Genomic DNA, 12967 nt, shown 5'->3' with positions numbered 1-12967 from the left:
GCCGAAGTCGTGTCATTGCAGCAACAGGGCCAACGCCCGCTGTGATGGGTAGGGGAGCGTCGTGTGCCGGGTGAAGCAGCCGCGGAAGCGAGTTGTGGACGGTTCACGAGTGAGAATGCAGGCATGAGTAGCGATACACACGTGAGAAACGTGTGCGCCGATTGACTAAGGGTTCCTGGGTCAAGCTGATCTGCCCAGGGTAAGTCGGGACCTAAGGCGAGGCCGACAGGCGTAGTCGATGGACAACCGGTTGATATTCCGGTACCCGCTTTGAAACGCCCAATACCGAGCCCATTAATGCTAAGGCCGTGAAGCCGCCCCGGAGCCTTCGGGCAAAGGGGAGTGGTGGAGCCGCTGACCCAAGGTGGTAGTAGGTAAGCGATGGGGTGACGCAGGAAGGTAGTCCAGCCCGGGCGGTGGTTGTCCCGGGGTAAGGGTGTAGGCCGTGAGGTAGGCAAATCCGCCTCACATCAAGGCTGAGACCTGATGCCGAGCCGATTGTGGTGAAGTGGATGATCCTATGCTGTCGAGAAAAGCCTCTAGCGAGTTTCATGGCGGCCCGTACCCTAAACCGACTCAGGTGGTCAGGTAGAGAATACCGAGGCGTTCGGGTGAACTATGGTTAAGGAACTCGGCAAAATGCCCCCGTAACTTCGGGAGAAGGGGGGCCACACCTGGTGATCGGATTTACTCCGTGAGCTGGGGGTGGCCGCAGAGACCAGCGAGAAGCGACTGTTTACTAAAAACACAGGTCCGTGCGAAGCCGTAAGGCGATGTATACGGACTGACGCCTGCCCGGTGCTGGAACGTTAAGGGGACCGGTTAGCTGACTTTCGGGTCGGCGAAGCTGAGAACTTAAGCGCCAGTAAACGGCGGTGGTAACTATAACCATCCTAAGGTAGCGAAATTCCTTGTCGGGTAAGTTCCGACCTGCACGAATGGCGTAACGACTTCTCGACTGTCTCAACCATAGGCCCGGTGAAATTGCACTACGAGTAAAGATGCTCGTTTCGCGCAGCAGGACGGAAAGACCCCGGGACCTTTACTACAGTTTGATATTGGTGTTCGGTTCGGCTTGTGTAGGATAGGTGGGAGACTTTGAAGCAGCCACGCCAGTGGTTGTGGAGTCGCCGTTGAAATACCACTCTGGTCGTGCTGGATGTCTAACCTGGGTCCGTGATCCGGATCAGGGACAGTGTCTGATGGGTAGTTTAACTGGGGCGGTTGCCTCCCAAAGGGTAACGGAGGCGCCCAAAGGTTCCCTCAGCCTGGTTGGCAATCAGGTGTTGAGTGTAAGTGCACAAGGGAGCTTGACTGTGAGACCGACGGGTCGAGCAGGGACGAAAGTCGGGACTAGTGATCCGGCGGTGGCTTGTGGAAGCGCCGTCGCTCAACGGATAAAAGGTACCCCGGGGATAACAGGCTGATCTTCCCCAAGAGTCCATATCGACGGGATGGTTTGGCACCTCGATGTCGGCTCGTCGCATCCTGGGGCTGGAGTCGGTCCCAAGGGTTGGGCTGTTCGCCCATTAAAGCGGTACGCGAGCTGGGTTTAGAACGTCGTGAGACAGTTCGGTCCCTATCCGCTGTGCGCGTAGGAATATTGAGAAGGGCTGTCCCTAGTACGAGAGGACCGGGACGGACGAACCTCTGGTGTGCCAGTTGTCCTGCCAAGGGCATGGCTGGTTGGCTACGTTCGGGAGGGATAACCGCTGAAAGCATCTAAGCGGGAAGCCTGCTTCGAGATGAGTATTCCCACCTCCTTGAGAGGGTAAGGCTCCCAGTAGACGACTGGGTTGATAGGCCGGATGTGGAAGCCCAGTAATGGGTGGAGCTGACCGGTACTAATAGGCCGAGGGCTTGTCCTCAGTTGCTCGCGTCCACTGTGTTAGTTCTGAAGCAACGAACAGTTGCTGGTTTGAGCAGAACACAACTACAAAGTGTGCTTGTTCGCTCGAAACCGATAGGGTTTCGGTGGTCATAGCGTTAGGGAAACGCCCGGTTACATTCCGAACCCGGAAGCTAAGCCTTTCAGCGCCGATGGTACTGCAGGGGGGACCCTGTGGGAGAGTAGGACACCGCCGAACAATCTTTCTGGACCCCTGGTCCCAGCGTTCAGCTGGGCCAGGGGTCTTTTTGTTTTTCCAGGCCTTCTTTGACGAAGCGCGGTCGCGTGCCGGCTGCGCGAGAATGACAGCAGTACCAGCAGACAGGAGTCACTCGATGCCCACCAACTCTCCCGACGACCGTCCGGAACGCGAGCCGCGTCGTAGGGACGGTGGCGAGCGGGGCGGCTTCCGCGGCCCGCGTCGTGATGACAACCGCGACAACCGCGGTGGCGGCTTCCGCCGTGACGACAACCGGCGTGACGACCGCCGTGATGACAACCGTGGCGGTGGGTTCCGCCGTGACGACAACCGGCGTGATGACAACCGCGGTGGTGGCTTCCGCCGTGATGACAACCGTGGCGGTGGCTTCCGCCGTGATGACAACCGCGGTGGCGGCTTCCGCGGTGACGACAACCGCGGTGGCGGCTTCCGCCGTGACGACAACCGCGGCGGTGGGTTCCGTCGCGATGACCGGCGCGACGACCGGCCGTCCTTCCAGCGCGACGACCGGCCTTCGTTCCGGCGTGACGACCGGGACCGGGACCGTGGTGGCGACCGTGGTGGGTTCCGTCGTGACGACCGCCGCGAAGAGCGTCGTGATGACAACCGTGGCGGTGGGTTCCGGCGCGATGACCGTCGTGACGACCGGCCGGCTTTCCGCCGTGATGACCGTCGTGACGACAACCGTCGTGACGAGCGCCGCGACGAGCGTCCCTCCTTCCGCCGTGACGACCGGCGGGACGACCGGCCGTCCTTCCGGCGCGACGACCGGCCCTCGTTCCGGCGTGACGACCGGGACCGAGACCGCGGTGGCGACCGTGGCGGGTTCCGTCGTGACGACAACCGTCGTGACGACAACCGTCGTGACGAGCGCCGCGATGACAACCGTGGTGGCGGCTTCCGTCGGGACGACCGGCGTGACGACAACCGTGGCGGTGGGTTCCGTCGCGATGACCGGCGCGACGACCGGCCGGCTTTCCGCCGTGATGACCGTCGCGACGACAACCGTCGTGACGAGCGCCGCGACGACCGGCCCTCCTTCCGCCGCGACGACCGCCGCGACGACCGTCGTGACGAGCGCCGTGACGACCGGCCGTCCTACCGTCGGGACGACCGCCGCGACGACCGCCGGGACGACCGGCGCGACGACCGTCCGCGTGGGCCGCGTCGGGACGACGACCGGCGGGGTGGGTTCCGGGGCCGGGACGACCGGCGGGACGACCGCGGGGGCTACCGCGGCCGTGACGACCGCGGGGGCTTCGGGCGCCGCGACGACCGTGACCGCGACCGGGACCGTGGCGACCGGCAGCCGATCAAGCGGCTGCCGATCCCGCCGGAGGTCACCGGTGACGAGATCGACCCGGACGTGCGTCAGGAGCTGATGAGCCTTCCCAAGACGCTCGCCGAGGACGTCGCGCGCAACCTCGTCATGGTCGCCCAGCTGATCGACGAGGACCCCGAGCAGGCCTACGCGTACTCCCGTATCGCGCTCCGGCTCGCCTCCCGCGTCGCCGCCGTGCGCGAGGCCGCCGGCTTCGCCGCGTACGCCACGCAGAAGTACTCCGAGGCGCTGGCCGAGTTCCGGGCCGCCCGGCGGATGACCGGCAGCGTGGAGCTGTGGCCCGTCATGGCCGACTGCGAGCGCGGCATGGGCCGGCCCGAGCGGGCGCTGGCCATGGCCGGCGAGCCCGAGGTGCAGAAGCTGGACAAGGCCGGGCAGGTCGAGATGCGCCTGGTCGCCGCCGGTGCCCGCCGGGACATGGGGCAGCTCGACGCCGCCATCGTCACCCTGCAGAGCCCCGAGCTCGCGTCCCACGCGGTGCACCCGTGGACCGCGCGGCTCCGCTACGCGTACGCCGACGCGCTGCTCGCGGCCGAGCGCACCGAAGAGGCCCGCGAGTGGTTCGCCAAGGCGCTCGAGGCCGACAAGTCCGGGACGACCGACGCCTCCGACCGCCTCGCCGAGCTGGACGGCATCGAGTTCGTCGAGGTCGAGGAGATCGACGACGAGCCGGCCGCGCAGGACGAGGCGACCGCCCCGGCCGCCGAGTCCGAGCCCGCCGCCGAAGTCGAGGCCGTCGACGAGAGCGACGAGGCCGTCGTCGACACCGCCGCCGCGGACGACGCGGAGGTCGCCGACGAGGTGACCCCGGCGCCGGCGGCGGACGACAAGAGCTGACGCCCGGCCGTCCACGGGACGGCATACGCCAGAGGGCGGCACCCCACCAGGGTGCCGCCCTTTCGCATGTCCGGGCCCGGCTCAGTCCAGGGCGAGGCTCCGCAGCACCAGGCCCGTCGCCGGCTTCGGGCCGAAGGAGGTCGACTTGCGGGGCATCGTGACGCCCTGGCGGGCCAGGTCGCGGACGACCTCCTCGCGGACCGGGTGCATCAGCACAGCCGTGCCGCCGCGGCGCTCGGCCTGCTCGACGGCGGCCTCCGTGTCGTGGATGTACGCGATGTGCTCGGGCGCGTCCGGGATGTGCCAGAGGTGGTCCAGCATCGTGGCGTGCAGGACCGTCGCGTCCAGGGTCCGCCACGCCTCCGGACGGTCCGTGCGGATCGTCGCCGCGAGCAGCTCCGGGTCCGGCCGGTCGACCAGGTGGAAGCCGCCGTCGCCCGCCAGCAGGAAGGCGTTGCCGTCGGCGACCGCGCCGGCCAGCGCCTCCATGGCGGCCGGCAGCGGCCCGTCGACCCGGCGGACGCGGAAGCGGCCCTCCAGGGCCGCGAGTGCCTCGGTCACGGGGAGACGGCTGAGCAGGCGGTGGATGGCGCGGACCCGCAGCGGGTGGCGGGCGGTGTCGACGAGGAGGACCAGGCCGTAGTTCCACGGGCCGGGGGAGCCGTGCTCCTCCTGCAGCCGGAGATAGGTCGCCCAGCGGTGGTGGCCGTCGGCGATCAGGGCCTGGTGCCGGCCCAGTTCGGCGTCGACGGAGGCGAGTTCGGCCGGGTCGGTGACCGCCCAGAGGCGGTGGTGGACGCCGTCCTCGGTGGTCGTGGCGAGCAACGGCTCGCGCAGGGCGGCCTGTTCGATGACGCGCGTGGCCCCGTCGCCCTCGCCGACGTACGTCAGCAGCAGCGGTTCGAGGTTGGCGGCGGTGGTGCGCATCAGGGCGGCGCGGTCCTCGACGACGTGGGGCATGACGTCTTCGTGGGGCAGCACGATGCCGCGGTCCGGGGCGGACAGCTCCAGCGCGCCGATGATGCCGCGCTGGAGGAGGTCGCCGCTGCGCTGCTCGTACACGTACAGGGCGGGTTCCGGGTCCGGCGCGAGGACCCCGTCGGCGAGCCAGCGGTCGAGGGTGACGGCGGCCTTGCGGTGACGGGTGCCGGCGGTGATCGCCTGCGGGAGGATCAGCCGGACGATGTTGTGGGGGTCGGCCGATTCGAGGTGGAGCAGCCCGTCGGGACGTACGACGACGTCGTACGGGGGCGAGGTCACGGCGGCGAGGCTGCCGACCCGTTCGGGGACGTAGCGGAGGCCCCGGAACGGGACCAGGCGCAGACCGCGGGCGCGGACGTCATCGGCCGCGGGACCTGTTGTGTTCATCTCGACATCGTATGTGGACGTGCATCGTCTGGGGACCGCGGGCATGAGCGATGATCGGGGGAGCGGGGGCACCGACGTGATCAGGAGCGCACGACACATGGGACAGCAGGGCGGGCACGGCGGCAGGCAGCGGCCGGGCGGCAGCGCGGAGGCGTTGAGCAGGGCGTACGACACGGCGCTGCTCGACCTGGACGGCGTGGTGTACGCCGGCGGGGAGGCGATCCCGTACGCGGTGCCGGCGCTGGACGCGGCGCGCGCGGAGGGCATGCACCTGGCGTACGTCACGAACAACGCGCTGCGGACGCCGGAGGCGGTGGCGCGGCATCTGACGGAGCTCGGCGTGCCGGCGGAGGCGTCCGACGTGATCACCTCGGCGCAGGCGGTGGCCCGGCTGATCGCTGCCGAAGTGCCCGCGGGGGCACCGGTGTTGGTGATCGGCGGCGAGGGGCTGCGGGTGGCGCTGCGGGAGCGGGGCCTGGTGCCGGTGGACTCGGCGGACACGGAGGGCCTGGCGGCCGTGGTCCAGGGGTACGGCGGTCCGGAGCTGCCGTGGGGACGGTTCGCGGAGGCCTGTTACGCGATCCAGCGCGGGGTGCCGTGGTTCGCGTCCAACACGGACCTGACGATTCCGGGGGCGCGGGGGATCGGGCCGGGGAACGGGGCGGCGGTGGAGGTCGTGCGCATCGCGACGGGCGCCGAGCCGCGGGTGGCGGGCAAGCCGCTGCCTCCCATGCACCGGGAGACGGTGCTGCGGACGGGGGCGCGGCGGCCGCTGGTGGTGGGGGACCGGCTGGACACGGACATCGAGGGCGCGTTCAACGGCGGGGTGGACTCGTTGCTGGTGCTGACCGGGGTGACGGACGCGGCGCAGCTGCTGGCCGCGGTGCCCGAGCACCGGCCGACGTACGTGGACGCGGACCTGCGGGGGCTGCTGCGGGGTCAGCCGGAGGTCGAGGCGGCGGGGGACGGTTTCGTCTGCGGCGGCTGGACGGCGTCGGCGGGCGACGGCGCGCTGGAACTGACGGGCGACGGCGAGCCGCTGGACGGCCTGCGGGCGCTGTGCGGGGCGGCGTGGACGGCGGCGGGCGCGGGGTCGTGCGCCCTGCCGGCGGAGAAGGCGCTGGCCCGACTGGGGTGGTGAGGCGCGGGGCGAGGCGGTGAGCCCCGGCCGAGTTGGCCGAGCCTGGCCGGATCGGCCAAGCCGGGCTGGGTGGCGCCGCGCGCTCCAGGCGCTGAAGCCCCGCTGGGTCGTCGAAGAGCGGTCGGGGTGGTGAAGCCCTGGCCGGGTTGGTCGAGCCTGGCTGGGTGGTGCAGCGCGGTCGGGTCGGTCAAGCCTGGCTGGGGTGCGCGGGGTCGGGGTGGTGAAGCCCGCTGGGTTGGTCAAGCCTGGCTGGGTGGTGCCGCGTAGATGGGGCGGTGAGGCCCGGCTGGGTTGGCCACGCCTGGCCGGGGGGGCGCGCGCTCCGGGCGGTGAAGCCCCGCTGGGTTGGCCGAGCGCGGTCAGGGCGGTGAAGTCCGGCAGGGTTGGCCAAGGCCGTGGGCGGCGCGCGGTCGGGGTGGGGAAGTCCGCTCGGTTGGCCAACCGGTCGGGGCGTGATGCGCGGCCTCGGGTGGGGCAGAGCGGCCGGGGACCTTCGGCGGTCGGGGTTTTGGGAGGGTAGGCTAACCTAACCTCGTGTTGGTCGACAGTCCCTCCCGTGCGAGCGCGGAGCCGGCTGCCGCTGTCCAGAGTCCGACGCGTCGTCATGTGCGGCGCGCGATCGGGCTGGTCGTGGCCGTCGGGGTCCTGCTGCTGGTCTGTGTCCTGAGCATCATGGTCGGCGCCAAACCGGTGCCGCTCGGCGATGTCTGGCACGGGCTGTTCCAGAACGAAGGCGTCGGCAACGACGTCGTCGTCCACGACGTGCGCGTGCCCCGCACCCTCCTCGGACTGCTCGTCGGCGTCGCGCTCGGCCTGTCCGGCGCCGTCATGCAGGGGCTCACCCGCAACCCGCTCGCCGAGCCCGGACTGCTCGGCGTGAACGCCGGCGCCGCCGCGGCCGTCGTGTCCGCGATCGCGTTCCTCGGGGCCTCGGACGTCTCCGACTTCGTCTGGTACGCCTTCGTCGGCGCCGCCGTCGTCTCCGTCGTCGTGTACGTGCTCGGCGGCAGCCGCAGCGCCACGCCCGTCCGGCTGGCGCTGGCCGGCACGGCCGCGACCGTCGCCCTGTACGGCTACGTCAACGCCGTCCAGCTGCTCAACTCGGCCGCGCTGGACCAGCTCCGCTTCTGGACCGTCGGCTCGCTCGCCTCCGCCGACCTGGCGACCGTCCGCCGCGTCGCGCCGTTCATCCTCGTCGGCGTCGTGCTCGCGCTGCTGATCGCGCGGCCGCTGAACGCGATGGAGATGGGCGACGACACGGCCCGCGCGCTCGGCGCGAACCTGAACCGCACCCGCGTCCTCGCGATGCTCGCCGTCACCCTCATGTGCGGCGCGGCGACCGCCGCCTGCGGCCCGATCGTGTTCCTCGGGCTGATGGTGCCGTACATGGTCCGGGCGATCACCGGCCCGGACATGCGGTGGATCCTGCCGTACGCCGCCGTCCTCGCGCCCGTGCTGCTGCTCGGCTCCGACGTGATCGGACGGGTCGTGGCCCGCCCCGCCGAGCTGCAGGTCGGCATCGTCACGGCGCTGGTCGGCGGGCCCGTCTTCATCCACCTCGTCCGCCGCAAGAGGATGGCCAAGCTGTGAGCAGCCCCATGTCGACACCGGCCTCGCCCCCGCGGGCAGTCGTGAAGCCGGCTCCGGCCGGGAAGTCCCGCGTCCTGCGGACGCCCGGCGGGCTGTCCGTGCGGTACGAGCCGCGGGCTCTCGTCGCCGTCCTCGGGCTGCTCGTGGTCGCCCTGGCCGTCGCCGTCGTGCTCATCGGCAGCGGCGACTTCCCCATCGCCCCCGGCGACGTCGTCGCCACCCTGCTCGGCGACGGCACGCCCGTGCAGGAGTTCGCCGTCATGGACCTGCGGCTGCCGCGCGTCCTCGTCGCCGTCTTCGTCGGCGCCGCGCTCGGCATCGGCGGCGCGGTCTTCCAGTCGGTCTCCCGCAACCCGCTCGGCAGCCCCGACGTCATCGGCTTCGGCCAGGGCGCCACCGTCGGCGCCCTGCTCGTCATCGTGCTCTTCCACGGCGACGCGACCGCCGCCGCGGCCGGCGCGATCGTCGGCGGCCTGGTCACCGGCGCGGCGATCTACCTGCTCGCCTGGAAGCGGGGCGTGCACGGCTACCGGCTCGTCCTCGTCGGCATCGGCTCGGCGGCCATGCTGACCGCCGTCATCCACTACCTGATCACCAAGGCCAACCTGGTCGACGCCACCCGCGCCACCGTGTGGATGACCGGCTCGCTGGACGGCCGCGACTGGACCCAGTTCTGGCCGCTGTTCGCGGTCTGCTGCGTCCTGCTGCCGGTGGTCCTCGGCCACGGCCGCGCGCTGCGGATGCTGGAGATGGGCGACGACGCCGCGTACGCGCTCGGCGTCAAGGTCGAGCGGACCCGGATCGTGCTCATGACCTCCGCCGTGCTGCTGGTCTCCGTGGCCACCGCCGCGGCCGGGCCCATCGTCTTCGTCTCGCTCAGCGCGCCCCAGCTCGCCCGCCGGCTCACCCGCTCGCCGGGGCCCAACCTCGCGGCCTCCGCCCTCATGGGCTCGGCGCTGCTGCTGGTCGCCGACTGGGCGGCCACCCAGGCCTTCGGCGACCGCCAGCTGCCCGTCGGCGTCGTCACCGGCGTCCTCGGCGGCTGCTACCTGCTGTGGCTGCTCGTCACCGAGCGGAAGGCCGGACGGATATGACCCACGACAAGAACCCCAGGAGCACCGGCATGGAAGGTCAGCGGCAGCGGCTCGGAGCCGAAGCGGTCACCCTCGCCTACGAGCAGCGGGTCATCGCCCGCGACCTGTCCGTGGAGATCCCCGACCACTCCTTCACGGTCATCGTCGGCCCCAACGCCTGCGGCAAGTCGACGCTGCTGCGCGCCCTGTCCCGGATGCTGAAGCCGGCCGAGGGGCGGGTGCTGCTCGACGGGCAGTCCATCCACTCCCTGCCCGCGAAGCAGGTCGCGCGGACGCTCGGCCTGCTGCCGCAGTCCTCGATCGCGCCGGACGGGATCACCGTCGCCGACCTCGTCGCCCGCGGCCGCTACCCGCACCAGGGGCTGCTGCGGCAGTGGTCCCCGGAGGACGAGCGGATCGTCCAGGAGTCGATGGAGGCGACCGGCGTCGCGGAGCTGGCGGACCGGTTCGTCGACGAACTGTCCGGCGGCCAGCGCCAGCGCGTGTGGATCGCGATGGCGCTCGCCCAGCAGACCCCGCTGCTGCTGCTCGACGAGCCGACGACGTACCTGGACATCCAGCACCAGATCGACGTCCTCGACCTGTGCGCCGAGCTGCACGAGAACCAGGGGCGCACCCTCGTCGCCGTCCTGCACGACCTGAACCACGCGGCGCGGTACGCCACCCACCTCATCGCCGTCCGCGGCGGCGAGGTCGTCGCCGAGGGCCCGCCCTCCGAGGTGGTCACCGCGGAGCTGGTCGAGCGGGTCTTCGGGCTGCGCTGCCAGGTCATCGACGACCCGGAGACCGGTACGCCGCTGGTGGTGCCGGCCGGACGCAAGGCCCGCGCCCGGGCGGCGGAGCCGGCGCTGCGGAAGTGACGGCGAGGTGCCCACGGGCCCGCAGACGTGATCGCAGGCCCGCAGACGTGGTCGCAGGCCCGCAGACGTGACCGCGGGCCCGCAGACGTGACAGCGGGCCCGCAGAGGCGGCCGTGGGCCCGCGGAAGTGACCCGCGGCGCTACAGAAGCGACCGCAGCCGCAGCAGGTCGCGGAAGCCGGCCTCCAGCCGGACGCGGCCGGAGGCCCACGCCTTGGCGAAATTCAGTCTGCCGTCGACCATCGCGACCAGGTCGTCGCCGGTCATCGCCAGCCGGATCTGCGCCTTGCCCGGCGGCGGCCCGGGGACCGTGACCACGTCCTCGATCCGGCCGTCCGCGAGGCGGCCGGTGAAGCTGGTGCCCAGGTCGGTCAGGTGGCAGCTGAGGGTGCGGTCGAGCGCCGTCGCGCCGCGGACCTCGCCGTTCGCGCGGGCGAGGTTGTCGCTGAGTCTGTCGAGTGCGCTGCGGCACTCCTCGATCGTGGCCATCGCGACCGACCGTACCTCAGGGCTTCGCGGTAGCGTCGGGGCATGAACGACGATGCCGCGACGGAGCCGGGCCGCCCGCCCGAGCCGCAGGCCGCCGCCGAGGAGACCCACGGGCAGCCCGCCGAGGAGACCCCCGGGCAGCCCGCCCACGAGCCCGCCGGGCCCGCTCCGCTCGGCGTCGAGCGCACCCCCACCGGCCACGCCGCCGTCGACGCGCTCCTGCAGCGGCTGGCCGACGCCGACCACCTCCCGGCCGACGGGCACCTGGAGGTGTACGAGGATGTACACCGGGGCCTGCGGGACGAGCTGACCTCGCTCGACACCGCCGCGCGCCCCGGACCGACACCAACGCACGACCACAGGAGCTGAACCGAACGTGGCAGGAGTGGCACGCCGTCGACTGGACGCGGAGCTGGTACGCCGGAAGCTCGCCCGCTCGCGCGAGCACGCCGCCCAGCTGATCGCCGCGGGACGGGTGACCGTCGGCAAGACCGTCGCCACCAAGTCCGCCACGCAGGTCGAGACCGCCGCGGCGATCGTGGTCGCCCAGGACGAGGACGACCCGGACTACGTGTCGCGCGGCGGCCACAAGCTGGCCGGCGCCCTCGCGGCGTTCGTCCCGCGGGGGCTGCGGGTCGAGGGACGGCGGGCGCTGGACGCGGGCGCGTCCACGGGCGGCTTCACGGACGTGCTGCTGCGCGCGGGCGCGGCGCACGTCGTCGCGGTCGACGTCGGCTACGGGCAGCTGGCCTGGTCGCTGCAGAGCGACGAGCGCGTCACCGTGAAGGACCGCACGAACGTGCGCGAGTTGACGCTGGAGGCGATCGACGGGACGCCGGTGGACCTGGTGGTCGGCGACCTGTCGTTCATCCCGCTGGGGCTCGTCCTTCCCGCTCTCGTCGCCTGCACCGCGCCCGACGCGGATCTGGTGCTGATGGTGAAGCCGCAGTTCGAGGTGGGCAAGGAGCGGCTGGGCAGCGGCGGAGTGGTGCGCAGTGCCGAACTGCGGGCCGACGCCGTGAAGAACGTGGCCCGGCAGGCAGGGGAGTTGGGGCTCGGTGTGCTCGGGGTGACGGCCAGCCCACTGCCCGGACCTTCGGGTAATGTCGAGTACTTTCTGTGGCTGCGGGCGGGGGCGCCCGCGCTGGATCCGACGGATGTGGATCGCGCCGTGGCGGAGGGACCTCGTTGACATCGACGACAGCAGCACCGCGTACCGTCTTCCTGCTCGCGCACACCGGCCGCCCGGCCGCGGTGCGCAGCGCCGAACTGGTCGTCCTGGGGCTGCTGCGCAGCGGCCTGCGGGTCCGGGTCCTGGAGGCGGAGGCGGCGGACCTGCCGCTGCCGGCGTCCGTGGAGACGGTGCCGGAGGCCCGGCCCGACGTGCTCGACGGGTGCGAGTTGCTGATCGTGCTGGGCGGCGACGGGACGCTGCTGCGCGGGGCGGAGTTCTCCCGGGCGTCCGGGGTGCCGATGCTCGGCGTGAACCTGGGCCGCGTCGGCTTCCTCGCGGAGGCGGAGCGGGACGACCTGGACAAGGTCGTGGACCGGGTGGTGAGCCGCTCGTACGAGGTCGAGGAGCGGATGACCCTCGACGTCGTCGTGCACGACAACGGCGACGTGCTGCACAGCGACTGGGCGCTGAACGAGGCGGCCGTGCAGAAGGTGTCGCCGGAGCGGATGCTGGAGGTCGTGCTCGCGATCGACGGGCGTCCGGTCACCGGGTTCGGCTGCGACGGGGTGATCTGCGCGACGCCGACCGGCTCGACCGCGTACGCGTTCTCCGCCGGGGGGCCGGTGATGTGGCCCGAGGTCGAGGCGCTGCTGATGGTGCCGATCGGGGCGCACGCGCTGTTCGCCAAGCCGCTCATCACGACGCCGGACTCGGTGCTGACGGTGGAGGTCGAGCCGCACACGCCGCACGGGGTGCTGTGGTGCGACGGCCGGCGCACGGTGGAGCTGCCGGCGGGCGCGCGGGTCGAGGTGCGGCGCGGCAAGATCCCGGTCCGCCTCGCCCGGCTGCACCACGCGTCCTTCACGGACCGCCTGGTCGCCAAGTTCGCCCTCCCGGTCTCCGGCTGGCGCGGCGCCCGCCGCTGAGGGGCCGAAGGCCACTCCGGCGGGTGATTGCGGAGATCG

General features: G+C 71.4%; 11 protein-coding genes and 2 rRNA genes (1 of these 13 running past the window's edge). 11 read left to right on the top strand and 2 right to left on the bottom strand.

Annotation, left to right across the window (positions count from 1 at the left end):
- The 4 genes from ACNJ93_RS05980 to ACNJ93_RS05965 all read left to right on the top strand — a co-directional run.
- Positions 1-1868 (top strand): 23S ribosomal RNA (locus ACNJ93_RS05980) (it extends 1247 nt beyond the left edge of the window).
- Between the two features lie 102 nt (positions 1869-1970).
- A 5S ribosomal RNA gene (gene rrf, locus ACNJ93_RS05975) occupies positions 1971-2087 on the top strand.
- Positions 2088-2365: 278 nt separating this feature from the next.
- Positions 2366-3490, top strand: a complete 1125-nt coding sequence (locus ACNJ93_RS05970; protein ID WP_418956277.1) for a hypothetical protein — start codon at positions 2366-2368, stop codon at positions 3488-3490.
- A complete protein-coding gene (locus ACNJ93_RS05965) occupies positions 3475-4287 on the top strand; it encodes a tetratricopeptide repeat protein (protein WP_418956276.1) in 813 nt (270 codons plus the stop codon). Before ACNJ93_RS05970 ends, ACNJ93_RS05965 begins: the two co-directional genes overlap by 16 nt.
- A gap of 81 nt (positions 4288-4368) precedes the next feature.
- Here ACNJ93_RS05965 and ACNJ93_RS05960 read toward each other — a convergent pair whose 3' ends face one another.
- Entirely contained in the window at positions 4369-5655 is a 1287-nt protein-coding gene (locus ACNJ93_RS05960; protein WP_418956275.1) for a DUF1015 domain-containing protein, read from the bottom strand.
- Positions 5656-5752: 97 nt separating this feature from the next.
- Between ACNJ93_RS05960 and ACNJ93_RS05955 the strand changes: the two genes are divergently transcribed.
- From ACNJ93_RS05955 to ACNJ93_RS05940, 4 genes are all read left to right on the top strand, one after another.
- A complete protein-coding gene (locus ACNJ93_RS05955; protein WP_418956274.1) occupies positions 5753-6796 on the top strand; it encodes an HAD-IIA family hydrolase in 1044 nt (347 codons plus the stop codon).
- A gap of 537 nt (positions 6797-7333) precedes the next feature.
- Positions 7334-8386, top strand: coding sequence for a FecCD family ABC transporter permease (locus ACNJ93_RS05950; RefSeq protein ID WP_418961325.1), 1053 nt, complete (start codon positions 7334-7336; stop codon positions 8384-8386).
- Positions 8387-8394: 8 nt separating this feature from the next.
- Positions 8395-9480 carry a FecCD family ABC transporter permease gene (locus ACNJ93_RS05945; RefSeq protein ID WP_418961324.1) on the top strand — a complete coding sequence of 362 codons (1086 nt, stop codon included), beginning with the start codon at positions 8395-8397 and terminating at the stop codon, positions 9478-9480.
- A gap of 29 nt (positions 9481-9509) precedes the next feature.
- On the top strand, positions 9510-10340 hold the full coding sequence (locus ACNJ93_RS05940; RefSeq protein ID WP_418956273.1) for an ABC transporter ATP-binding protein: 831 nt from the start codon (positions 9510-9512) through the stop codon (positions 10338-10340).
- A gap of 140 nt (positions 10341-10480) precedes the next feature.
- On the opposite strand, the gene ACNJ93_RS05935 is transcribed toward ACNJ93_RS05940, so the two are convergent.
- Positions 10481-10828, bottom strand: coding sequence for an SCP2 sterol-binding domain-containing protein (locus tag ACNJ93_RS05935; protein ID WP_418956272.1), 348 nt, complete (start codon positions 10826-10828; stop codon positions 10481-10483).
- Between the two features lie 42 nt (positions 10829-10870).
- On the opposite strand from ACNJ93_RS05935, the gene ACNJ93_RS05930 reads away from it, so the two are divergent.
- The 3 genes from ACNJ93_RS05930 to ACNJ93_RS05920 are packed head-to-tail and all read left to right on the top strand — an operon-like array spanning position 10871 to position 12928.
- Positions 10871-11197, top strand: coding sequence for a hypothetical protein (locus ACNJ93_RS05930; RefSeq protein WP_418956271.1), 327 nt, complete (start codon positions 10871-10873; stop codon positions 11195-11197).
- 7 nt (positions 11198-11204) lie between these two features.
- Positions 11205-12020 carry a TlyA family RNA methyltransferase gene (locus ACNJ93_RS05925; protein ID WP_418956270.1) on the top strand — a complete coding sequence of 272 codons (816 nt, stop codon included), beginning with the start codon at positions 11205-11207 and terminating at the stop codon, positions 12018-12020.
- Positions 12017-12928, top strand: coding sequence for an NAD kinase (locus tag ACNJ93_RS05920; RefSeq protein ID WP_418956269.1), 912 nt, complete (start codon positions 12017-12019; stop codon positions 12926-12928). Before ACNJ93_RS05925 ends, ACNJ93_RS05920 begins: the two co-directional genes overlap by 4 nt.
- The last annotated feature ends 39 nt before the right edge of the window (positions 12929-12967 follow it).

Origin of the sequence: Streptomyces tritici (genome assembly GCF_048500665.1) — a bacterium.
Classification (GTDB): Bacteria; Actinomycetota; Actinomycetes; order Streptomycetales; family Streptomycetaceae; genus Streptomyces; species Streptomyces tritici.
The sequence above is the reverse complement of the archived record's forward strand: the minus strand, read 5'-3'. Positions and strand labels throughout refer to the sequence as shown.

Bases quoted from the DNA above. Each gene is read 5' to 3' on its own strand.
- ACNJ93_RS05960 (WP_418956275.1), bottom strand. From the start codon at position 5,655: ATGAACACAACAGGTCCCGCGGCCGATGACGTCCGCGCCCGCGGTCTG.
- ACNJ93_RS05955 (WP_418956274.1), top strand. From the start codon at position 5,753: ATGGGACAGCAGGGCGGGCACGGCGGCAGGCAGCGGCCGGGCGGCAGC.
- ACNJ93_RS05945 (WP_418961324.1), top strand. From the start codon at position 8,395: ATGTCGACACCGGCCTCGCCCCCGCGGGCAGTCGTGAAGCCGGCTCCG.
- ACNJ93_RS05940 (WP_418956273.1), top strand. From the start codon at position 9,510: ATGGAAGGTCAGCGGCAGCGGCTCGGAGCCGAAGCGGTCACCCTCGCC.
- ACNJ93_RS05935 (WP_418956272.1), bottom strand. From the start codon at position 10,828: ATGGCCACGATCGAGGAGTGCCGCAGCGCACTCGACAGACTCAGCGAC.
- ACNJ93_RS05930 (WP_418956271.1), top strand. From the start codon at position 10,871: ATGAACGACGATGCCGCGACGGAGCCGGGCCGCCCGCCCGAGCCGCAG.